The 23909-nt window shown below is 34.4% G+C and carries 15 protein-coding genes; 5 read left to right on the top strand and 10 right to left on the bottom strand.

The genetic code is table 11. The annotated features are described in order from the left end of the window. The first annotated feature begins 18 nt into the window (after positions 1-18). Both ACQKCJ_RS04985 and ACQKCJ_RS04980 read left to right on the top strand, forming a co-directional pair. The gene (locus tag ACQKCJ_RS04985; RefSeq protein ID WP_173965794.1) at positions 19-456 is read left to right on the top strand and encodes a DUF1896 domain-containing protein; all 438 of its coding nucleotides are present in this window, start codon (positions 19-21) and stop codon (positions 454-456) included. Further along, entirely contained in the window at positions 443-5830 is a 5388-nt protein-coding gene (locus tag ACQKCJ_RS04980) for an N-6 DNA methylase (RefSeq protein ID WP_173965793.1), read from the top strand. Before ACQKCJ_RS04985 ends, ACQKCJ_RS04980 begins: the two co-directional genes overlap by 14 nt. 61 nt (positions 5831-5891) lie before the next feature. Here ACQKCJ_RS04980 and ACQKCJ_RS04975 read toward each other — a convergent pair whose 3' ends face one another. From ACQKCJ_RS04975 to mobA, 6 genes are all read right to left on the bottom strand, one after another. Beyond that, positions 5892-7571: an ATP-binding protein gene (locus ACQKCJ_RS04975; protein ID WP_173965791.1), complete on the bottom strand. Its 1680-nt coding sequence runs from the start codon at positions 7569-7571 to the stop codon at positions 5892-5894. Between the two features lie 2 nt (positions 7572-7573). Beyond that, positions 7574-8785: a DUF4297 family anti-phage-associated protein gene (locus tag ACQKCJ_RS04970; RefSeq protein WP_173965790.1), complete on the bottom strand. Its 1212-nt coding sequence runs from the start codon at positions 8783-8785 to the stop codon at positions 7574-7576. Between the two features lie 635 nt (positions 8786-9420). After that, entirely contained in the window at positions 9421-11439 is a 2019-nt protein-coding gene (gene mobC / locus ACQKCJ_RS04965; RefSeq protein ID WP_173965789.1) for a conjugal transfer protein MobC, read from the bottom strand. A gap of 113 nt (positions 11440-11552) precedes the next feature. Further along, positions 11553-12110, bottom strand: coding sequence for a hypothetical protein (locus ACQKCJ_RS04960; RefSeq protein WP_427401506.1), 558 nt, complete (start codon positions 12108-12110; stop codon positions 11553-11555). A 121-nt stretch (positions 12111-12231) separates the two neighbouring features. Next, on the bottom strand, positions 12232-13518 hold the full coding sequence (gene mobB / locus ACQKCJ_RS04955; protein WP_173965786.1) for a conjugal transfer protein MobB: 1287 nt from the start codon (positions 13516-13518) through the stop codon (positions 12232-12234). 7 nt (positions 13519-13525) lie between these two features. After that, a complete protein-coding gene (gene mobA, locus ACQKCJ_RS04950; RefSeq protein ID WP_173965903.1) occupies positions 13526-13957 on the bottom strand; it encodes a conjugal transfer protein MobA in 432 nt (143 codons plus the stop codon). 674 nt (positions 13958-14631) lie between these two features. Here mobA and ACQKCJ_RS04945 point away from each other — a divergent pair. From ACQKCJ_RS04945 to ACQKCJ_RS04935, 3 genes are read left to right on the top strand one after another with little or no spacing between them, the layout of a single operon-like run. Further along, positions 14632-15399, top strand: a complete 768-nt coding sequence (locus ACQKCJ_RS04945; RefSeq protein ID WP_173965784.1) for a ParA family protein — start codon at positions 14632-14634, stop codon at positions 15397-15399. 10 nt (positions 15400-15409) lie between these two features. Then, positions 15410-15814, top strand: coding sequence for a DUF3408 domain-containing protein (locus ACQKCJ_RS04940; RefSeq protein WP_173965782.1), 405 nt, complete (start codon positions 15410-15412; stop codon positions 15812-15814). 2 nt (positions 15815-15816) lie between these two features. Then, positions 15817-16452: a conjugal transfer protein TraD gene (locus ACQKCJ_RS04935; RefSeq protein WP_173965781.1), complete on the top strand. Its 636-nt coding sequence runs from the start codon at positions 15817-15819 to the stop codon at positions 16450-16452. Between the two features lies 1 nt (position 16453). Here the strand turns inward: ACQKCJ_RS04935 and ACQKCJ_RS04930 are convergent, their stop codons facing one another. From ACQKCJ_RS04930 to ACQKCJ_RS04915, 4 genes are read right to left on the bottom strand one after another with little or no spacing between them, the layout of a single operon-like run. Further along, on the bottom strand, positions 16454-17530 hold the full coding sequence (locus tag ACQKCJ_RS04930) for an AlbA family DNA-binding domain-containing protein (protein ID WP_173965779.1): 1077 nt from the start codon (positions 17528-17530) through the stop codon (positions 16454-16456). 2 nt (positions 17531-17532) lie between these two features. Beyond that, complete coding sequence (locus tag ACQKCJ_RS04925; protein ID WP_173965777.1) at positions 17533-20085, bottom strand: sacsin N-terminal ATP-binding-like domain-containing protein; 2553 nt, start codon at positions 20083-20085, stop codon at positions 17533-17535. A 9-nt stretch (positions 20086-20094) separates the two neighbouring features. Beyond that, entirely contained in the window at positions 20095-21135 is a 1041-nt protein-coding gene (locus ACQKCJ_RS04920) for a nucleoid-associated protein (protein WP_173965776.1), read from the bottom strand. Beyond that, positions 21132-23819, bottom strand: coding sequence for a hypothetical protein (locus tag ACQKCJ_RS04915; RefSeq protein WP_427401505.1), 2688 nt, complete (start codon positions 23817-23819; stop codon positions 21132-21134). The genes ACQKCJ_RS04920 and ACQKCJ_RS04915 overlap by 4 nt, the downstream gene beginning before the upstream one ends. Between the last annotated feature and the right edge of the window lie 90 nt (positions 23820-23909).

Below are 23909 nucleotides of genomic sequence, written 5' to 3'. Positions count from 1 at the left end.
CTCTAAACAAAATATAGTATGAATCCACGACAAAAAGACCTTTCGTATTTCAGATTGAAACTACAAGAACTATTGAACACCAGCTTTCCTGAAAAAGCACATGATGTGAAATTCATTGACCAGCGTTCAGGCTGGGCAGCCAATGCCTATGAAAGTGCTTTTAAAGCAGGAAATTCCATTATCCAATGTGAAAAGATTGCGGAACACATTCTTTTCGAAGGATTACACTTCTCCAGGTTTGACACCATTTTTCAAGTAGTCTGCAATGAGTTTGATACTAGAATGGCAGACGAAGAACTAAGACCCTTCACTCTGAGGATGATAACTGTTTGCGAAGCTGTTTTTGCCAACTATAAATTGACAGATGACTTTGCATATTCTATGGACTTTGATCTGCTCTACACAGAACTGACAGGAACCATAGCCATTTGGATAGAAGAAAATGGGCTTCAATAAACGGCAGCATCTCCAAAAAAATATTGATGCCCTGCGAGTTGCTTTTAGACTTGAACAGGAGAACCGAAAAGCCTCCACAGATGAAAGACTGCTAATGATGCAATACAGCGGATTTGGCGGTCTTAAATTTATATTGAATCCGGCACAAAACCAAATTGACATCAATCATTGGAAAAAAACCGAACACGAACTCTTTCCACTCACGCAAGAACTTCATTATCTTTTAAAAGAGAACGATGTTGATGAAAAACAATACCACAGGTATGTGGACAGTATGCGAAGTTCCGTACTGACGGCATTTTATACCCCGCCATTAGTCATTGATGCCATTTTCAATTCCTTACATGAAAATGGTGTAAACATCCGGAACTTTCTGGAACCCTCCGCCGGCATTGGCTCATTTATCCAATCCTTAACAGCTAAAGAACAAGTACAGGTAACTGCTTATGAAAAGGATGTGCTTACGGGCAAGATCTTAAAGCAGCTCTATCCTGACGATACCATTCGAATAAACGGTTTTGAAGAAATATCTCAAAGAGAAAAACAAAGCTATGATATATTAGCCAGTAATATTCCTTTCGGTGATACTTCCGTATTTGACCTTTCATATTCCAGAGGTGGAGATCCGGCAAAGGTGCAGGCAGCGCGAAGTATACACAATTATTTTTTTCTGAAGGGAACCGATATGCTCCGTGATGGAGGCATACTCGCTTTTATCACTTCACAAGGCGTGCTGAACAGACCAAATAATGAAATCATTCGCAAGGCATTAATGCAGGACAACAACCTCATCTCTGCTGTCAGGCTGCCTAACAACCTGTTTACGGACTATGCAGGTACGGAAGTCGGAAGCGATCTTATAATTCTACAAAAAAATACAGCTAAGCAAAATTTGACACAAGCCGAAGAATTATTTTGTCAAAGTCAAATAACCCAATACAATATTCCAAATAATGCACTGTTTCAAGACAGCACAAGAATTGTACATACAAATAGCAAGTTAAGTACTGATCCTTATGGACAACCAGCAATTATCTATCAGCATAAAGATGGGGTGGAAGGCATTGCAAGAGATCTGAAAAACATGCTTTTGGAAGATTTCTCCAACCGGCTGGATATGGGATTGTATGATGGCGAACGCACTAATAATTCGGTCATACCAATTCCGGTAACACCAACATCTCTCACCAAAGAACCGGCAATCATTCAACAGGAAACAGAGGCATTCTTTACGCCAGTAACAAATATTAGTATTGCAGAAAAAGAAGAAAAACAATTGAGCATTTTTGACCTGTTTGAAGATATGGGAGTTGTTGCTGCTCCTGTTAAAACTAAAAAACAACAACCTAAAAGAAATAGAAGTAATCGGGCAAACCAACTCGACCTGTTTACTGGTGTGATGCAGCAAGCTTATACGTCTTCTGATTCTATCGTACCCAAAAAAGGAGATAAATCAAGCAACAAGCAGGAAGTCATTGGGGATCTGTTTTCCAGTGTAAATGGAAATGTTCAGGCTGAAACGGCAGCTGTCATCAATACTATTCCTGAACCGGCATTTTATACTCAAGAAATTCAATCTTTTCATCGCAGTGATTGCCTTGTGATGGATAAAGGCTGGGTGGGTTATCTCAAAGATTTAGATAGTAATATGGAGCAGGTAATGTTCCATCCGTTGCAATTGCCATCAGTACAGAAAGCAAGAGCCGAAGCCTACATTTCGGTGCGGGATTGCTACTTAGACCTTTATCATAAAGAAGCACAACTGCAAACTGATCATAGAGAAGAAAGAGAAAACCTCAACAAATTATACGATACGTTTGTAAAAAAGTACGGTAATCTGAATAATGCGGAAAACATAAAGCTTATTAAAACCGACAGTTCCGGTAAAGAAATCCCTTTTCTGGAGCGTGTTGTTGGAGGTGTGGTTCACAAGGCTGATATATTCCAACATCCCGTTAGTTTTTCCATAACCAAATTGGCAACGGACAATCCTGATGAAGCACTGGCTTCATCATTGAACAAATACGGCAATGTGGATCTGGATTATATGTCGGGCATTAGTGGTATGAATATCGATGATTTAAAAGAAGCTTTGCATGGACAAATTTTCTACAATCCATTCCAAAAGCAATACGAAATATCCCAGCAGTGGATAGCAGGAAACGTGGTAGAAAAAGCAAAGGAAATGAATGCCTACCTTGAAGGTAATCCCGATGATACTCAGGCAAAGGAAAGTCTTACCGCTTTAGAAGAAGCCAGGCCAAGACGCATAGCATTTGAAGAACTTGATTTTAATCTGGGTGAGCGTTGGATACCTTCAGGTATATATGTCCGTTTCGCGTCGCATCTTTTTGATACAGATGTGCGAATTCAATATTCGGAAAGTAGCGACGATTTTAACATAAAATGCGATCAGAAGAATGTGCATATATGGGATAAATATGCGGTAAAATCACAGAGCCGTACCTATGATGGTATTGCACTACTAAAACATGCCTTAGTAAATACAACACCGGATATAACAAAGAGTATTACAATTGATGATAAGGAAGTCAAAGTAAGGGATATGGAAGCCATACAAATGGCCAATACCAAGATTGATGAAATCCGTACCGCTTTTACAGAGTGGCTTCACGCCCAAAACGATGAGTTCAAAGATAGGCTGACCACTCAGTACAACGATACCTTTAATTGCTTTTTGCGCCCGCAGTACAACGGAAGCCATCAGGAATTTCCGGGACTTGATAGAAAAGCACTTGGAATTGAAGATCTGTATTCAAGTCAAAAAGATGCAGTCTGGATGATAAAACTAAGTGGAGGAGCAATCTGCGATCATGAGGTAGGTGCAGGGAAAACCCTCATTATGTGCATAGCTGCCCAGGAAATGAAACGTTTGGGAATGGTGCACAAACCTATGATAATGGGATTAAAAGCAAACGTTCATGAGATTGCCGAAACCTATCGTAAGGCTTACCCTCATGCTAAAATTCTGTATCCAGGAAAAGAAGACTTTACCCCGGCGAAAAGACAAAGGATTTTTGGTGACATCAAGAACAATGACTGGGATTGTGTAATACTAACTCATGACCAGTTTGGTATGATACCACAATCCCCTGAAATGCAAAAGGAAATTCTACAAAGGGAACTGGACAGTGTTCAGGATAATCTTGCCGCTCTGGAAGCACAGGGTAAAGAAATTTCAAGGGGAATGCTTAAAGGAGTTATCGTCCGGAAACAAAATCTTGAAGTTAAACTTAAAACATTGGAACACGACATCGAAAACCGAAAAGACGATATGGTCGATTTCAAAATGATGGGTATTGACCATTTACTGGTAGATGAAAGCCATCGTTTTAAAAACCTGATGTTCAATACCCGTCATGACAGGGTTGCCGGGCTGGGAAATATGCAGGGAAGCCAAAAGGCTATGAACCTGCTTTTTGCCATTCGTACAATTCAGGAGCGTACCGCAAAGGATTTGGGCGCAACCTTTCTTTCAGGGACAACTATCAGTAACTCGCTGACGGAACTGTATCTTTTATTCAAATACCTTCGTCCGCAAGCTCTGGAAAAACAGGAAATCAATTGTTTTGATGCTTGGGCAGCGATCTATGCAAGGAAAACCACCGATTATGAATTTTCAGTAGCCAATAATATCGTACAGAAAGAACGTTTCCGTTACTTTATCAAAGTACCGGAACTGGCACAATTCTACTCAGAAATTACGGATTACAGAACTGCTAAAGATATAGGTATCGACCGCCCCGAAAAAAACGAATTGCTTTATAACATTCCGCCAACACCACAGCAAGAGGTTTTTATTAAAAACCTTATGGAGTTTGCCAAATCAGGAAACGGAATATTGTTGGGAAGAGCTCCGCTTTCTCCAAATGAAGAGAAAGCCAAGATGTTGATTGCAACGGATTATGCCCGTAAAATGTCATTGGATATGCGGATGATCAGTAGTAAATATGAAGATCATCCCGATAACAAAGCTTCACATTGCGCGGCAAAATTGGCTGAATATTACAAACGTTTCAACCAGCAGAAAGGAACACAGTTCGTTTTTTCTGATTTAGGGACTTATAAACCGGGAGAATGGAATGTGTATTCAGAAATAAAACGCAAGCTCGTGGAAGACCATGGCATTCAGGCAAATGAAATCCGTTTTATTCAGGAAGCCAAAAATGATAAGCAGCGTAAGGAGCTGATCGATGGTATGAATGAAGGAAAAATTCGAATACTATTTGGTTCGACTGATATGCTTGGAACCGGTGTAAATGCACAGAAAAGAGCTGTTGCTGTTCATCATTTAGACACACCTTGGCGGCCAAGTGATCTTGCACAACGTGACGGGAGGGCTGTTCGTAAAGGTAACGAAATTGCCAAATTCTTTGCTGATAATAAGGTCGATGTGATTATCTATGCTGTAGAAAAATCACTGGACAGTTATAAATTCAACCTGTTGTACAATAAACAGCTTTTCATAGACCAATTGAAAAACAACAGTCTCGGTAAGCGTACCATAGATGAAGGCAGTATGGATGAAAAATCGGGTATGAATTTCTCTGAATATGTAGCCATACTATCTGGAAATACAGACCTGTTGGACAAAGCAAAACTTGAGAAACAAGTTGCCGGGCTAGAAAGCGAAAAGCAATCGTTCAACCGTTCCAAATTCAGTTCCAAATACAAGCTTGAAGATATAACTGCTACACTGGAATCAACTCAATTACGTCTGGAACGGATGAACCTAGATTGGGAAAACCTGCAGCAGCGTTTACAAAAGCATTCAGACGGTACCATTGCCAACCCTGTAAAAATGGATGGTTTACCATCGAATACCGATATGAAACAGATCGGAACTAAACTCAACGAGATTGCGGAAAAAGCGCGTACGGGAGGTCAATATGAAGATATTGGCAGTCTATACGGTTTTACATTATTGGTCAAAACTGAAATGTCGGAAAAAGAGGGTGTGGATATAAAAGTCAATCGTTTTTTGGTTCAGGGAGAAGGCAATATTAAGTATACTTACAATAATGGTATCATAGCTAAAGATCCGCAAACAGCAGCTTTGAATTTCCTCAGTGCACTAGAAAAACTACCAGGCTATATTGAGCAGGAACAAAAGAAAATTAGTGAACTGCAAAAAGATCTGCCTATACTTCAGGAAGTGGTCACCAGTATATGGTCGAAGGAAAGCAGGTTAAGTGAACTCAAAACGGAATTGGCTGCGGTTGAGAGGAAAATACAATTATCAATTACTCCTGATAATAAAGAGCAGATAGTTGAAGAGGAGAATGAAAAAATTAATAGTAAAGGAGTTCAGATGAGGGAAAGACCTACCATACATTTAAAGTCAAATTTATAACTTACAATTCACATCAAGTGAATTGTAAGTTAACTACTGTTATGTCTTGATGCCTATCTGTCTAAGAATACCATTCATTTTTTATTTCTTCAATACTCATGTTTTTCCATTCTTCTTTCCAAAGTTCCCAATATGGTATATCATTAGATGATGGTTCGTTCGCACATCTGTCAATTTGAACAATAGAGGGTAAAATAATTGATTCACCAACAAGCAACGCTTCACCCTGTTTTAACGATGGCATTGTGTCAATTAGAGATCCTAATGAGTCTGGAAGAAGTTTTTTTACATAACTTTGGTCAACAGGATTTGTCAAACGCATAGCTATGAAATTGTTGCATTGGGAAAAAATTGTTTCTGAAATTTCAGATGGTCTTTGACTTGCAAGAAGTAAAGTTATACCATATTTTCTACCTTCTTTTGCAATTCTTTCAATTGATTTTTTAGATGACCGATACTTTACTAAGTCACTATTTGGAACATACTTATGGGCTTCTTCATAAACAAGTAAAATTGGAATGTCATTATTTATTTTTTCATTTGGGTCTTTGGTATTTCTTAGTCTTTTGTAAAAATAGCCATACTCAAAAACCATTCGTGAAATCAATGAGACAGTGATACTAAGGACTTCAAAGGGAACGCCGCTCAAGTCAATAACCGTCACATTGGATTGTTTATCAGATTGATAACCTATTAATTGGTTTAATGTTTCTTCAAAAGTTATGTCTTTAGATTTTTGTGAAAGTAAAAAGTCAAGTCGATTGTCATTTATTTTATTTTCTAATCTATTTACAAAGTTGGTAAGTTTTCCGTTTAAACTTCCATTCGTAAGCTTTGGCTGACCAGCTTTTTCTTTATTGCTGGCTGCATAAACTTCACCTGAATCAACTAACTCACTGTTCTTTGCTATTGCGAATTCTAAAACATAATCAATATCAAAATATAATGGAGAATCGTAATGGATTTTCTTTTTGTTTGGTTCTGTTCCTTTGAAGTGTTTTTTTCTATCTGAAACAATAGCTTCTTTAAATATAAATTTTTGGTTATGATCATTTGCTTCTGTGTCTAAAAAGAACTCTTCAAGTTCTTCGCTATTTAAAAGCCAATACGGCAATACAAGATTTTTTATGTCGATAAAATTAGCTGCGGGAAATGCCGACTTATATTCAGAATGAATATCAAATATGATAACGTGAGAATTGTTAATTGAAAAGTCTCCATTTTTTTCTGAAACAGCTTTTTGTATAATTGTAGATAACGTATGCGATTTCCCGGAACCGGTTGAGCCAACTATTGCAACATGCTTATTAAAGAATTTATTTCCATTTACAGGTATACGAATTTTGGAATTTGACGATAGCGAAGCAAAAGTAAATTTTTCTTTTGCTTCGATAGATTGCTCGTATATTTTTTTTATTTCATCTTCCGTTGCTGGTTCAACTTTCTTTGGTGGAATTGCTAATGAATCACCACCTCTAATAAATTTTCCATCCTTAATCATTCCTAATGGAAATGCTTCTATTGCATAATCCCGTTTACCTTTTTCATTTACAATAATAGAAAAGTTTTCAATTATTGCCATCAAAATAGCGTTTTCATTGTCCGAAATTTTAAGGTAGGAACCAACCTGAAGAGTTTCTCCCGCTAATCGGAAATCTTCAAGATTATCAACAACAACTTTTATTTTATCAGGATAAACTGCAACTACCTCTGCATTTATTTTTTCAACTTCTTCTGCCATCTTTATATAATTTTTTTAATGTCCGTTAATTGTGAAAATTGAATTTCTACTTGTTTAACATTTGGGTATATGTTACTAAAAAAAGGTCTGCTATTATAAAATTGATAAATCTCTTTCGTTTTACTTATTTCATTAACTGTTAAATCAATATGCTCAAGTTTGTTAAGAATTTTAAGCTTAATAGAATTGACGCTATTAGCTACCTTAGATATTGATTTTGGATTAAATTCTGAACCGTCAAAATCAAATCCATCGATAAATAAAAAACCTTCTGAAAAAAGTTCTTTTTTTAGTTCCAGTAATTCTTGTGGAGGTATATTATGCAAGTAAATATAAGGACAGAATGGATTTGGCTCTCGGGCAGAAAGTTTGGACCACTTTCTTGAAATGGATAAGATTAAATCTTTTAGTTCTGATCTTAAATATTTTGCAATAGGGACCTCTATTATGAAAAGACGTTCGTAGGAGGAGGTATTTAAACCTGTGAAATAGTGAGACCTTAATTCTGCAAATAATTTTGATTCTCCCTTGTAGGCAATGAACCATTGATTAAACAATACTCTTTTGAAATTAATTTTAGTCAGAAACTCAGATTTACTAATTTTTCTATTTCCAATGTTTCCTTCGACAGCTATGTCTTTTATCACTTTGAGAGCAGTGTTATAAAAAAAATGTTCAGCTTCAAAAGCCTGACAACTAAACTGTGTCATTAACATGGCCGAAATTTTGGAAACTTGGGATTGGTATTCTAAAGCTAAAATATCAATATTAAGGAGAGAAAGAAAATCTTTTAATTGTGAATCAGTGAGACCAAGCTTTGTATGATGATAGTATTTTACTTTTTTTTCTGAGTACGTTAGGAAATTTTCTTTGAGAAAAGTTACGTCTATAGGCAAAATTAATTTTGTCTGTCCTGATTGAAAATATCCATAGAGTTTGTAGTTTATTCTTTTTTTAGTTCCGTTTAGTACTTCTTTGAAGTGGTCAAGCATTAAGCGGATAGGTTTTGCAATAACGGAATGATTGTATTCTGTCTTGGCATAATATTTACACTGAATAGCTATTTCTTCTGTTGCGGAATTTATTTCGACGTCTTCAATTCCTTCAACAATAATCGCATCAGTATCTTTATCTAATTCTAATAATTTTACAATAGTAAAATCAAATTGGTAAAAGTAGCCTTTTATTGTATCAATAGCGGTCCTATCTGTCATCCTTATTGGTTTGTTGTGGTTAATGATTTCTCGTCATAGATGAGACATAACTTGTGTATATTATTCATAATGTTGTCTTCTTCTGTTTTGTCTTCAAATAATTGATTCTGTATCATCTTTTGAAGAGTTTCGGTTTCTGCTATAATTTTTTCATTATCCACAACAATTTCGGTATGGAAACACTTTTGCAGTTGATTTTTTTGGATGTTTCTTCAAATTGTATTTTATTAAAAAGATTATGGTTAGTAATTACGATACAATCAATTTCCAATTTTTGAACATATTCTTTAAGTAAATTTAAGCTAAAAAAACGGGTAATAGCTTATCGAAGCTATTGTGTGAATGTGTAAATCAATTTTTTTCATTGTCTCCTTTCTTATTGATTGTGAAGATAATATTTAATAAAAAGTAAATTTTACGGTTTTCCGTAATTGTTTTTATTAGTTAAATTTTTGTCATTCGAAAACTTGCGTCTATTGTTTACAAAATGTTTCCAATAGAACTAATTTGGGTTGAATTTGTTCTGTAAGTATGTAGTTCGATTTAATGTTAGACAGGTTTTTTTATAAATCATCTAAAAAGTTTTTATTAGGAAAAGATTACTTCGCGGGATTGCAAACGGCGGATGTTTTACTTTATGTATCCTTTTTACGATTATCCTTTGGTACCAAATGCTGTAAGTCAGGATCATTTTTGATGCGTTCCAGTTCGGTGTCGATAATATGAACTATATCCAGTTTTATCTGACGGTAATTGGCTTCTATATCGTGTTTCATATTGTCTTTTCCATTATTATCTATGAATGACAGAATATCCGGTATCTTTTGATGGTATTTGCTTTCGGCGGCAACTTTTTCATTATCAACAACAATTTCAGCGTGGAAAATCTTCTGTTCAATACGTTCATCGAAATTGTCTGATACTGCACCTACAAACAAACCTTGTGTCAAAGTTGAAATTTTAGATGCGGGAATGAGACTGTCCAATTGTGTAGAAATTGAAGTAGATGTATCATTACGGTTGATGCTCATACTTTGCCTTTTTTGTAACACCTTTCCAAAGCGCTCCGAAAGGCTTTTGGCAGTTTCACCAACAACCTGACCACTAAAAATATTGCCAACGGTGTTCTGAATTACCTTGCTCTCCTTGTCCCCATAATCCCTTGTTAACTGTGAATAGTCCTGAAACCCCAAACATACTGCCACTTTATTACTCCTTGCAGTTGCTATCAGGTTATCCAAGCCTCTAAAGTATATGGTAGGTAATTCGTCTATAATGACTGAACTTTTTAATTGCCCTTTTTTATTGATGAGTTTTACAATACGTGAATTGTATAAACCTAATGCAGCAGAATAGATATTTTGGCGATCAGGATTATTTCCTACGCATAGAATCTTTGGTTCTTTGGGATTATTGATATCCAATGAAAAATCATCACCAGTCATCACCCAATAAAGACTTGGGGAGATCATACGGGACAATGGTATTTTGGCTGATGCAATCTGACCTTGCAGTTGGTCTTGTGCGCCTCCCTGCCAGGCATCCATAAAAGGCGATAAATAATTTTCCAGTTCGGGATAGGAGGTAAGAATAGTAAATACATCCGAATACTTTTTATTTAATAACTCAATAGCATGTGGAAAAGTACAATGCTTACCATTATCATATATTTTAAGAAACCATATAATTGCCGCTAAAAGAATTATGGGGCTTTCCACAAAAAAGTCTCCCTGCTTCTGGATCCAGCTTCTGTTTAAGTTCAGCATAATAGTATAAGCCGCTTCGTAAGCGTCAGAAATATCGGTCATGAAATCAGGATTGAGAGGATTGCAGCGATGGCTTTTTCTGGGGTCGTCAAAATTGATGACATAAAATTTTGGCTTTACACTATATTTGTCAGCATGCTTTATTAAATGATTGTAGGCAATCGTGGAAAGGTCATCAAATTTAAAATCATATATATACATCGAAAACCCCTTTTCTATGTGTTGCCTGATATAATTGTTTATAATAGCATAACTCTTACCTGATCCAGGAGTACCAAGCACAATGGTAGCCCTAAAGGGATTGACTATATTAATCCAGCCATTGTTCCATTTTCCTTTGTAATAAAATTTTGTTGGCAGATTAACCGAGTATTCATTTTGCATGAGCCGTGTTTCCTGCTGGAAGCTTTCGTTTTCCATATTGAAAACATCATCCATTAAGTTGTTTCGCAGTAAGCGGCTAATCCATAAACCTGCCATCATCAGGGTTATATATCCCAGACCCAATGTAAAAGCATAAAAGAATGCAGCGGTTTTTAAAGGAAGACTTAAAAGAGGTGTATTGAAAAAGAAGAGTATAAAACCAAGACCAAGAGCGGTATAGATTCGTGGCCAGGTAATTTTCTCATTTTTGACACCTTTGGTTCCCAGACAGCTCAAAGCTAATAACACAACTGCAAAAACTTTCGTGTACAGGGTATGTGAGAACAAACCTGCAGTTCGTTGAAAATTGCCTAAAATTTTATTGATAACCTTCAATGTCCAACCATGTTCCAAAAAGAAACCATAGCAGTACCAATAAAGGTGCATTAGCACTAAGAGAATGCTTACCGCTCTCATAAATGCCATAATCTTAGCAAGTCCTCTTAAATCGTCTTCACCCTGCATTTTAAATTCTTAAATGTTTGGGTGTTAATCTAAAGACTATAAGGAATAGCTATAAGAATGTGGCAGTCTTTGGCAGTAGGTGGTAGTGGTTGACTATAAACTCAAAGTTTTTCTCATAGGGATATTCTAAATCCTAAAGCATAACTCCAATATAAAATACCAGGAGCTGTTGGCGTTTTGAATTGATAAATATTATAGATGTAAAAGAAAGAAATTACAAATGCTCCCCAACTAAGTCCCAGACATAATATATCCTTCTGTTCCGTTGATTTAAACATACTGGCAACCATCGCTTTTACTACAAATGCTGGGAAAACGCAGCACAATACTATACAGATTACCCATGGCAATATCCATAACTTTCTGTTCTTTGAATGCAATCCGATGATAAACCCTTTTAGGAAATAGATGATACAGAATATCAAATAAGTAAACAATACGGTGAAACTCCAAATTTTGAATTTATTAATATCTTCTCCCAATATATTTTGGGTCAGGGAATATCCGGCATAAATGAACATACCAAAAGCAACAGCCATTTTTAAGATGAAAACGAAAAGCCCAACAAGCATAAATAGGAGCCCAGTGGATGATTGTACCTCCTCGTTTGTTCGATCTGTATATTCTTCTTCGCTTTCTCCAGGATAAGCATCAGGATTATTCCAATTCATACTATATCTATTTTTGGATTAATAACTTATACATTAATGAAATAGTCATAAAAGTATGATTTTCAGGGATATAAAGTTAATAAAATATACCGTCAGTGAAAGTGTCTTACCTAAATTAACATTATTGACCCTTTTTACGTTTTCTTTTCTTCTTGATTTTGTTGGCAAAATCCTGTTGTTCGTAATCTTCATCCTGTGCTTCGGGTAATAAACCGCCTAATGCTTCAATTAAACCGTCTTCGTGTTTTTCTGTAGTATTTAAGAAGTCAAATAAGTGATGAGGTTCCTCTGCAGGAAAATCTGGTTCATGCGACCTTGAAAATTTTGATTGTAATCCAACCGACTCTTTAATGTAGGGTTTGATGTTATTGTTCCAATAATCATTAAATGTATTGGCAGAAAGATCCTTTCCTAATCGTGAACCGTTCCAAACCGTTTTAGAATTGTGGTCTATAAAAGTTATTCCGTAAATACGTCCTGTATCATTTCTACGTAACACTACATTAATGCCTAGTTCTGCTAACTGCTTTTTAAAACTCAATTCATCACTTGTTGATTTCAGTACAATGTCAATGGCTGACTTTAATGTATGTTTGGCGGGATGAGTTTTTAAAGTCTCTTTGCATTTTGTAAAATACAATTCTAAAGTTGGTAACCCCGCATTCTTTCCGAATAAGGAAGCTTTGAACGGATGACCGGCTCTTTCGCCTTTTTCATTTAAAGGAATGTACAATAAACCCTGCCGCAGCCGTCCCTGCAATTCGCCCTCTACTTTTTCGGCTGTAATATTGAAAAGGGAAAGTAAAGCATTGTATTCTCCCAGGGTTTGGTATTGATAATAATTCGGCAGATGTCGCACTACCGAAGCTATCTGACTTTTTATATCAGTTGCTCTGGAATCTACCGGACGGAAAATCTGGTCTTTTTGTTTGTGTTCTTTCTCCGTAGCCGATACCAGCTTGTATTTGTTCTCCAGCTCACGGCATACGCTCATAGACCGTCTTTTTTCAAACTTATCTGAAATTTTTTTACCTTCTTCATCCACGCAAACCGATACAATATGGATATGAGTACGGTCAATATCTGTGTGTTTGAATACAACAAAAGGCTGTTCTGCATAACCCATCTCGCGCATATATTCCTGGGCAATCTGTCTGAACTTTTCATCATTTACATTATCCTTTGGATCGGGATTGAGTGAAATATGTAAAGTTGGTTTTTCGGTATTACGGTTTGCCAGCAGATATGGTTCAAAAGATTGGACTAATTGTGCAACGGAATAATGTCCGCTAGGTGTTTCAATTATTCTATTTGCAAAAATAATTTGCCCATTTTCCTTCTCTATTTTAAGGTGGTTATATGACAAAGCTCCATATAAATTGCTGCCTCTTCCGATTTTTGCTATCATTTCTACATTAATTTTTCAAGTACTTTTCTTTAAATTCATTACTTAACTGGACAATTTTTTGGCATAATGCCGCCATTTCAGCTGTCTGTTTTTCCAGTTTATAGAGATAAGCAGCAGCTTTTTTCTCCGAAAAATTGCGATATAATAGCTTTACAATCTGGTTGTAATTCACCCCAATGGAGCGGAATTGGCTATGGTAGGAGGTGAGCCGCATATAAAAATCCAACGTAGCTTTATCAATTTTGACCGTTTTAATCTCTCTTTCAAACAGAACGGCAATGATAAATTTCGCTTTATTAGTCATTCCTGATGCTTCAAAAACCGATAATAGTTTAGCATTTTCTTGCTCTGTCAGGCGAAAAACGTGTCGATGGGTACTTGGGTTGTCTTTTGGTTTGCGACCGCCCTTATTCTGTTTTTTGTTACTATTCTCGTTCATCATACATCCATTTTAATTTTTTGCAAAAGGCCTGACTTCGGAAGGCGTTTCCAGCTCCCGGCAGGGCAAGTTGTTTTGAGGCACGAACTCCGTTTCGAGGGCCTCAAAACACAACTTGCCGTGTTCTGGTGAACACTAAAATCCACCCTTCGGGATGGATTAAATGTAGTAGGGAAATACAGCTTCAGGCTGTTTGCTTTTTTACCAGTTGTGTCATATTGCTTTTGCATAAGTCCGTTAATAAAAATCACTTTGCAAAGTAAAATCTTGTTTACGAAAGGATTGTACCAGATCAAAGTGCCAAACACTGCCTTTGAGTACCAATGTGTCCCACGCAGCAGTTAGCAGGAAAATCAATCGCTTTATTTGGCGTAAAGTTTTAGTGCAGGTAATACAACTTCTATTTAAACAAGGAAGAAAATAAGGTTTGTATACAAACAATTTGAAGTAAAAGCATAAGGTTTTAAAAGCATAAAAATGTAAAAGCATTTTGCTTTTTTTAAAGTTTACCCATTGCGAAAAAATATTTCATACAAAACTATAAGGAAAGCAAAAAACTGTATAACAAAATGCCCAAAAGAAAAAGCAGGAATATAAGTATGAGGTAATATTCAGATGCAGGAATATTTGAGCCTGCAAAACAAGTAAAGTGTTTAACAATAAATTTTCAAATAATGGAAACAATAAAGAAAACTTTAAAAATCAGTTTTTCAACACCTAAGGGAGGTGTTGGAAAATCTACTATGACCGCACTACTTTCGAGTGTGCTTCACTATCGTTTAGGTTTTAATGTACTTGTAGTGGATTGCGATTTTCCGCAACACAGTTTGGCTAATATGAGAGAAAGGGATCTGAAAACCATAATGCAGAATGATTACCATAAAAAGGCAGCAATGAAGTTGTATCAAAGCATCAATAAAAAGGCATATCCGATCATCAGCTGTAAGGCTGAGGAAGCGTTGGAAAAGACTTTGGAATATGTAAACAAGTCGGCAATAGAACCTGATGTAACTTTTTTTGACCTGCCAGGTACAGCCAATACAAAAGGTGTATTGACTACACTCAGAGCAATGGATTTTATTTTTTCTCCAATTACTGCTGATAGGTTGGTTATGGAGAGCACACTTAGTTTTACTAAAGCATTTCTTGGATTACCACAAACAGATGAAAGCAATAAAGATCAAAAAATGTTGCTGTTCTGGAATCAGGTGGACGGTAGGGAAAAAACAGGAGTATATGAAACTTACCAAAGTGTCATTAGCGAACTTAATTTATCTGTAATGAATTCACGAATTATGGACAGCAAGCGTTTTCGAAAAGAAACAGATGATACACCAAACAGCGTATTCCGTTCAAGTCTGTTACCCGCAGAACTTAATCTAATGAAAACTACCCGATTGGATGAATTTATTGAAGAGTTTTTAAAAATTGTCAATCTCTAAATTGTTAAAGATGCCTATAGATAATAAAAGAAAAGATTTTGATAAGCCTGATATTGATGAAGAATTAATTCTCAATATTATGAGTGGAAATAATTCTTCTGTTGTATCTGGGACCAATCCACAGCCTGAAACGCCAAAGGAATCCAAACAAAAGGAGAGAGCCCGCAGCGGTCAGTCAAAGAAATTAAATTACGAGGAGGTTTTTTTGGTTAACCGTTTTCCATCAGGGCGCAGCGGCAAAGTAGTTTATATACGTCCGGAATACCACGAAAGACTATTACGTATCGTCCAATTAACGAGCGAAGAGAAGACTACGCTCTATTCTTACATTGACAATATTCTTGAACACCATTTCAGCGAGTTCGGGGATGATATTATCCATTATTTCAACGAACGTTTTAAACCCATTTTATAGCTATGGAAATACTAATTATAATCTGCCTCTTCATTGTTATTGCCTTGTTATTAGAAGATAAAATTGTTTTCTATAAAAGGAATGAGCAAAAACCGGCACAAGAAAAACTAAATAAAAGCCTGCCTGATATCATGGGGCAATCTAAATCGGTAAAAAGTCTTTCAGCGTCAAAGACTTCAAATGAAAGCAAAATTCAGGAACCAGAAATAAATCCTAATAATTTAGACATAGAATACGACAAAAATGAAAATGTTGCTATTCAAATTCCACAGCAAGATCTTGACGATGTTTTCAGAAACATGCCTGATTTTGAAGAAGAGGAAGAAGAATGGAACAGATATGGAATATCCGGTGGGGATAACGGTTTTGCCCAAGGGGTTACCTTTGAAGAACTAAGCTCCGTGGGGATGATGCTGCAAAAAGAAAAGTTGGAGCCATCTCAAAGGGAAACTATGGCTGACATAGTTCAGAAAATACAAGGAACCGAATTATTCAGCCTGCTGGAGAATTCCATAGAAGGTTCCTCCCGTAAAATAGCTGAGCTGTTAGACGGGAGTCATTCTTATGCAAGTGAAGAAGGTTCTTCCACTTTACAGAAAAATGATTTGGAAGGTTTTGATATTGGGGAGTTTTTGTGAATTAGAGGGTAGCTAACTGATATTTTAAGATTGCGGCCTTATCTATTCTGTCAACAATATCAATTAAATAAGAGAAATGGTTCAACATATCCTCAACTGATAATTGGTGTTCTTCGTTTATATTATATTGCCTAGGATAAAATTGCAAAAACTTTTCATCTACTATGCCATTCCGATGAGCATATAGGTGTCGAATTTGAAGTATTTTTTCAATATTGTCTTGCTCAATAGAATCTAGCACATCTAATTCTTTTATTTGTGAATTATCAGCAATAAATCCCTTTACACTTCCTCTTTGTAATTTACTAAGTTTCTTTTTAGCCCAAAATAGTACAAATTCCTGCATATCTGCGCAATCTAGAACTTCTTTTATAGTAACCTGTTGACTGGATTTCAACGTTGCTGGGTTAGCTAAATATATTTCATATAAAAGGTCTGTAAGGTAAATCTCGAAATTATCTGCACATGATGAAAGCAAAATTCTCATTAGAATTTTACCTTCTTGATTAGTTGTTGGTACTGCTGCGGAAATTGGATATAATATATTACCGACATCATCAATTATATTTAAAACACCCGAATAATGATCTAAAAATTTTGATTTGCCGCCTGTGCTGGATGAGCGAAAAGAAATTAAATCATTAATTAATTTTGAAATTAATGGAAGCCTATTGATCTTGTTATGTTTTATCTCAGGATTATTAAGGATAATTCTGGTACCCTCCCGAATGTAGATTTTATTCTCAATTGCAACACTATCTAAAGATTTTTCGACTTCAATAATATATAGTCTTTTACCAAGATGAGAGATATATTCATACTTAATATTAGGCTTAGGAGTTAATAAATCAATAGCTTTATGAGTTACTCCATTAGCATGAAAGTCCTCACTTAATCCTGTTATTTTTATCTCTCCATTAACCTCATTTATGCCTAAGATTATTATTCCGCCTTTTGAATTTGCGAAAGCAGCTATCATTTGCGCAAGACTTCTTGCAGGAGGTAGAACAGCTTTGTATTCAAGGCTCTCATTTTCCGGTTGACCTATTATGCTGGATAAATCTGTACTGATATTCATAACTAAACAGGGAATTTAACTATTTGAGCTTTCTTTAATAAATGTCCTAATGAAATCATTCTAGGTTTAATCCCATCATCTATCCATAATTCAGCAGGTTCATAATCTAAAATATCACGTTCCGAACCGTAATAAATTATTACCTCTCCGTTGTAAGCAGGTCTTGCAACTATGCTAATTGACTTTCCGTCTTTTATAATCCCAGCAAGAATAGTAGGCGCTGTAGTGTCGTCCAAATCAGTCAGATCATAGTCATTTAAGGTTTGTAGATATTCAATAATACTTTCTTTAGCTTTTTGTATTAAACTCTGTACATATACAAACATATCAGTGTTAGGTGTAGACTTATGAGAAAATAGTGAAGCTAAATCCTTATCCTTTATAGCATCTTCCCATTCTTCTAAGGAAGAAATTCCCATGTTCGCTAGTATTTCTTGTGTTATAGGTAATAATGAATCCCGAGAAGGTTGTGTAGTGCCATTATTATCTAAAAGCTCCCTTAGTTGCTGCAAATCATTTACATTATATTGTTTTAAGAGGGAATAAACCTCTTTTGCTTGTTCTATATTTTCAAATAAGCGTGGATTTTCCTCAATTGCCTCTGCTACTTTTGAAAGATGCGCTAAGTCTGTTTTGCTTCTCATTACTTTATACAGGCTATCCTTATCTTTAATAGTATTCATAAATAACTCCGCTCTTTTTCGGTATGTTTCTGAAAACAACTCTTTACCTTCATCTTGGTTATTATCAAACCATTCTGACAAGAGACTAATTGCTTTTATAAAATTTTGATTTTCAGGACTTATGTTCTTAAGTTTCTCATTAATCTTAGCTGCAATCTCACTTTTCTTTTTCACGTTATATCTTCCAAACTGCACATTGTGATGAAGTAAAATATCATTCCAGTCTTCCCCGAGAAGTTGTAAAATTTCTATTAATTGAGGATCATTTATCTTGTTGATAAAGAGTTGGCTGTTAATCAAAAAATCTCCATTCTCGTTTGGTATAATAGCGTTCTTTTCAAGCAAAGTGATATTGACTTCATCATTGATAATAAAACTTCCAACTTCATTTAGCCATTTAAAAGTTTGATCCTCATTATTTTCAAAAGACTCTGATAATTTACTTATTGATTTAAATTTTGCAATGTCTCCAACTAATTCAGCAAATGTAATTTTACTTATATCGTCCCAAATTATTTCAATCCAGTCATGCAAATTGTCTTTTTTGCAAACTACTTGAGGAAAAAGATCTGAGGTATATTGCCAAAGTTTTTCCTTAGTTTCTTTTTTATATGATTTTGAAGGAAACCAAAGTTCGTTCAGTTTACCATTAATTCCTCCTTCTAATTCAACAATTGACTTAGCAAGTAAAAATTTTCTCAAAGACGTTTGAATAACATTAGTATACCAATCAGAGTCGAAGTACTTTTCGTCAGTTGATGGCAGTTTTGTTTTTGCAATATTAAATACGTTTTTAAATGATTTGAGCTCAATGTTATTAATTAACTCTTTATATAGCACCAAAGCTTGTTTCAATAAGTCCTTATTTTCAATAACTTCGGGATCATTTTCTCCCATTAGCCAAATTCCATCTCTCTCTGTTTGAGGATTGAAGTCGAAACTATTAACTACTATGGGAAAATGAAAATTTTCCGTGCCAATTAATGGAAAATCGCAAAATAATTTTGGTACATCATTTAAACTTAAAATCTCAAAAACGTCTCCTTTTTTTCTTACGCGTACAGCAATAGATATCGTTCCATTTGTTGCATATAATAATCTTACTATTGTTACTTTGCCATTTTGAATTTTAGTTATTTTTTTGAAGCCATCGTCGATTTCTATTTCATTTTTGAATACAATTGACTCATCTCTTACATTGTCAATAATTTCTACTGAATATATTTCTGGAATAAATGATAAAACATATGGTATCAATGTAATAAATTCATCAACTCCAATCTGTGCTATGTCTTTTTGCTCGTCTGATTCTAAAGTATAAATAAATGAAGTATTGAATTCTTCTTCATAATATTCTTCAATTTCATTTTCTTCAGTAGAAGCATGAAATCCTTTCCAGGCATCTTCAATTTTAGGTATTAATACTGTGGTAGTTCTTCCGTTTCGATTTAGTGGGAAGCCAAACTTGAATAGGTCACCTCCACCGGTTTCAACTATACCTTTGATATAGACTTCTTTTGAAAGTAAGTGTGTAGTAAGGAATCCGGTACCAAATCTACCAGTTCGAGCACTAACTTCACCTTCATCAACTTCCTTTGAGGATATTTGGTTTATCAGTCCTCTAATATCTTTTTCGGTGAAATGATTGCCATTGTGCAAAAATTCAATTCGATCATGATCGTAAACAACCTGCACGGAAACTTTTCTACCAGTTTCTGCTACGCTGTCTTTTGCATTTTGCAATAGCTCCCATGCCCACCGTCCATGATTATTTTGTACAGTTTTTTCTAAATCATGAAGCCTTTTAATTATTTTGTCCGCAATAGATCTATTTCCATCTTCTTTACGCCCTTCCTCAATTGATTTAATCATAAATTTTAACTAATTTTCTTCTTCAAAATAAATTTTATAATATTTCCGTCCATCATTTTCAACCCCTTTTTCGATTAAATTTTTATTTCCGTGAATATAAACATGAAAGTTTTTATCGAGCTTTAAAACACTTTTAAAGACTCGCGACTGTTTTTTAACGGCTTGAGAAGATATTTCAAAATTGTCTGAAATATCAACATTTTTGTTCTCTCGATATTGTTCATCAAAATTCTTAAACGATTTTATCATTTCAGGATCATCAAAAACCTCTTCTACAAAGTTTTCTTTTTCAAATCTGTCATGAGATTTGAAATATTCAACTGAACGATTTAGTAAATCTATTTTATCTGCTTTACTTACTTCAAATTCTTCTGAAAGTTGTTTTGTTACAAAATCTTTTGTAATAGAAAGGAAATTTTTAGTAAAATGATATTCGTCTGCACTTGGTCGGATACTTAAAAAATCATCTTTCCAATAATGTGTATCATTTGACTTATTTGAATCAACAATACAAACTTTAAATCCATCTTCAGCTTGTTGGTTAAATATGATGCAACCTTTATCAAGTTTGCCAACATTTACTCCATTATCGTATTTGATTATATAATTATCTTTGATTGAATCAAATTTTAGAAATACGTCTTTAATTTCAGTTTTAAACAAACCTATTGCATTTGTTTCAATTCCATCTAAATAAATATTTTCAAACAAGCAAATTGTAAATTCTCCTCCATTTACTTTTGGATGTGTAGAACTTTCATACAAATGTTTTGATAGTTCTACAGAATTTTCATAGAAGGAATCAGTATTTGAAAATACTCTGCCTATTAATGTATAGACACCATTCAGTGCTAACTCGGTTGGATTAGAAAAATTGAATTTTTCATTATCAGTGAATGAAGAGAGAAAATACTTTAACAAATATTTTTTGGTATCTCCTTCACTTAAATTTACTTCTCCTGATGAAATCCTTATTCCTTCATCTCTCAATTTGTTTCCAACAAAATGAGTCGCGATGTTTTGTAATTTAACTCCTGTAAAATCAATCATTTTATTATATTAAATAATTTTAGTTTTTCAAGTTTAAGATTCTCAATTTCTTTTCCTAATTCCTTTTCAAGGTTTTCAATACTTGATAGGGATTTTACGGAATTTGTTTTTATGAGATAGGGAGCAGACTTAAATACTCCATCAAATTCTGGTTTGTTTTTTAGTGCATTTGAAAAATTGAAAGTAACCTTATACAGTCCATTTTTTATGTTTAAAAAATTGAATTTGTAAAGAACTTTCATTTCCTCTAAAAAAATAGAGCCTTTTGCATTCTGCTCACTTAATTCTGTTAGGGTTTGCAATCCTTTTCCCTCAAAATTTATAACCAAATCTTTATCCACTTTATCACGATAGAGTTCAGGGATTTCTGTATTTTCATCGAACTTGAATTTTATCGATTGAATATCGGCTTCGTGAAACATCATAGAAGAAGATATATTACTAAAGCTAAGTAAGAAATTTACCCTTTCTGTATTTGAGCTAAAATTCTTGAACATTACTTTGATTTTTTCTTCTTCAATAAAATCTATTCTTTTAAATTCTTCTTCAACAAGTTTTACTAGGCGGTTTACAATATACTTGTCTGCTCTACTGATAGTGTTTTCAGTTACCACAACCAATTGGTTGCCATTTTTCTTAATTACAACTTCTGCTTTTCCTGGCTTAGTATTAACTAACAAACTGCTTGTTGGATCCTTTGTTTCCGTTATCAATGTTAATTTATATTCATCTTTAGCAGGACTAGCTTCAAATATAATATTGTCTGAATTAATGATTTTTACATCTAGACCATCAGTCAGATTATCGGTATTTATTTTTATTTTTCTAAATACAGATTCTAATGTTTCATCTTGTTTAATATTGAAAAAGGTAGGGGAACTATTTACAACTTTTCCTTTAACATCAATGTACGATTTAAAATCCTCAAGTTCTTTTGGGCTAAAAAGCAAAGTACACATTAATTCTGTTAGCTTTTTGATTTCTGCATTTTTTGTAAAAATACCCTTTTTTGCAAGAAAGAATTTAATATCGTTTGCTGTTATTGCATCTGTTTTTAGAAAAGGTTTTATAATATCTCCATAAGGAAGTATATTGACAAAAGCTTCGTTTAAGTGTTGAGAGTTAACTAAAGATGGCTGATTATCTTCCTCGTATGTTTCATTTTTAGGGGTAATTACCTTTGTGCTTGATAATGAATCCAATGCTTCTGCATCAATGCTATGGTATTTTTGGATTGTAACCTTCTCATCCAACAACTCTTCATTAAAAGAACGAATAATTTCAAGAGCCTCGTTTTTATCTTCTGCTTCATTATAATCTGGAAAATAAAGAAGATATTCATTCCCATACCCACTAGTAAGACTTATAGTTAGCCAAATAAGTTTTTTTAATGCTTCTGGAGAATATGGGTCGGAGCAAAAAAGAAGAAAACTTATTTTTGATTTACTTTCCTTAGTGATAGGAATTACAGAAGAATTTATAAATTGAGGAGGAAGTTTTAAGCCTCTTTCTCCAATATACTTTGGACTCTGATTGGCCTCAGTAATAGGATATGCAAACTTAACCGGAACATCCGCTCTGTAATTTTTTGCAGTTGTTATACTGCTAATCAAAAAGTTTGCTTTGTTGTTATCAATTAATAAATAGGTTATATTTTCATTTAGTAAGTTTCGTTTGTAGTTTCCTTTGGTATAATGAATAAAATCAGTAGAAACTTCGCTATTGTCTGTTGAGAGCCAAAATAAAAGACTATAAACGTCAGTAGATTCATATCGCTTTAACGGAATTTTCTTTTTTTCTTCCAAATCTGAATATATAATATCTGTATCATTAATATATTGAGCTATTTCAGTCTTAGATGAATCAGGATATTTAAGTGAGTGAAGAGACGAAATCATTACCAAATCTCCTGATTCTTCTTTTAGTTTACTTTCAAAATCTCCTATAAAATTTACAGAATGTATTTCATTTTCTTCCGTTTTTTCATTGAAACGTTCTACTATGTGATTCTCTCCAAACTGATGCCAACCAATAAGTTCTAATATTTTCTTCACGATTCTGTGATTAATAGGAATATTTTGATTTTCAAATGGTGGTGCTAATGAAGCAAATGGGTTTGTGTCAAGTTGATTTTCGACCGCACTAATCCATTCTAAAAGTTTTGTATCAAAATTCGCTCTTGATATTTCTTTTCCAATGATAGAACTTGTGCCAAATTCTAAGGTTAACGCTTTCACGATAAGCTCTTTAACTTGTGATGAAATCTTAGGTTTGTTTTTGTCTTCGTAGTATTTATCTATCTTAGTTGATGCTTGGTCAATTAAAACTTGTGTGTTTAAAGGTTTAATTTCTCCGACTTTTACTTTACCGATATCTTCTGCTTCTGAGAGTTTTACGTCAACATTTCCAATAACAATTAATTCATAATTTGAAGCATCTGGTGAATGAGTTTCAAGTTCTTCACACCATTTTTTTGCAGCAGAATGTCGAATTATGTTCTGAGAAGATTTTACTTGACATAGTTTTTCGGTATTATTGGAATATTTCCACCTAATATCTACCTTTTCTGATTCGTCTAATGGCTCAAGAGTTACTGATGTCCATAAATTATCCTTTTCAAGTGCGTCTAATACACAAATAATTGTCTGTATTAAATAACCTCTTATTCCTGCATTACCTCCCATATTTTACTTGTGTATTACTACTTTATAAGGTTCATTTTTGTTTTAATTACTCAATTTGAAATCAAATCTCATAAGATAGCTAATATAAAA

Origin of the sequence: Flavobacterium sp. NPDC079362 (genome assembly GCF_050267765.1) — a bacterium.
GTDB lineage: Bacteria > Bacteroidota > Bacteroidia > Flavobacteriales > Flavobacteriaceae > Flavobacterium > Flavobacterium azizsancarii.
This window is presented reverse-complemented; position numbering and strand designations above follow the sequence as displayed.

Bases quoted from the DNA above. Each gene is read 5' to 3' on its own strand.
- mobB (WP_173965786.1), bottom strand. From the start codon at position 13,518: ATGATAGCAAAAATCGGAAGAGGCAGCAATTTATATGGAGCTTTGTCA.
- ACQKCJ_RS04970 (WP_173965790.1), bottom strand. From the start codon at position 8,785: ATGACAGATAGGACCGCTATTGATACAATAAAAGGCTACTTTTACCAA.
- mobC (WP_173965789.1), bottom strand. From the start codon at position 11,439: ATGCAGGGTGAAGACGATTTAAGAGGACTTGCTAAGATTATGGCATTT.
- ACQKCJ_RS04925 (WP_173965777.1), bottom strand. From the start codon at position 20,085: ATGATTAAATCAATTGAGGAAGGGCGTAAAGAAGATGGAAATAGATCT.
- ACQKCJ_RS04930 (WP_173965779.1), bottom strand. From the start codon at position 17,530: ATGAATATCAGTACAGATTTATCCAGCATAATAGGTCAACCGGAAAAT.
- ACQKCJ_RS04975 (WP_173965791.1), bottom strand. From the start codon at position 7,571: ATGGCAGAAGAAGTTGAAAAAATAAATGCAGAGGTAGTTGCAGTTTAT.
- ACQKCJ_RS04935 (WP_173965781.1), top strand. From the start codon at position 15,817: ATGGAAATACTAATTATAATCTGCCTCTTCATTGTTATTGCCTTGTTA.
- ACQKCJ_RS04920 (WP_173965776.1), bottom strand. From the start codon at position 21,135: ATGATTGATTTTACAGGAGTTAAATTACAAAACATCGCGACTCATTTT.
- ACQKCJ_RS04980 (WP_173965793.1), top strand. From the start codon at position 443: ATGGGCTTCAATAAACGGCAGCATCTCCAAAAAAATATTGATGCCCTG.
- ACQKCJ_RS04960 (WP_427401506.1), bottom strand. From the start codon at position 12,110: ATGAATTGGAATAATCCTGATGCTTATCCTGGAGAAAGCGAAGAAGAA.
- ACQKCJ_RS04915 (WP_427401505.1), bottom strand. From the start codon at position 23,819: ATGGGAGGTAATGCAGGAATAAGAGGTTATTTAATACAGACAATTATT.
- ACQKCJ_RS04940 (WP_173965782.1), top strand. From the start codon at position 15,410: ATGCCTATAGATAATAAAAGAAAAGATTTTGATAAGCCTGATATTGAT.
- mobA (WP_173965903.1), bottom strand. From the start codon at position 13,957: ATGAACGAGAATAGTAACAAAAAACAGAATAAGGGCGGTCGCAAACCA.
- ACQKCJ_RS04945 (WP_173965784.1), top strand. From the start codon at position 14,632: ATGGAAACAATAAAGAAAACTTTAAAAATCAGTTTTTCAACACCTAAG.
- ACQKCJ_RS04985 (WP_173965794.1), top strand. From the start codon at position 19: ATGAATCCACGACAAAAAGACCTTTCGTATTTCAGATTGAAACTACAA.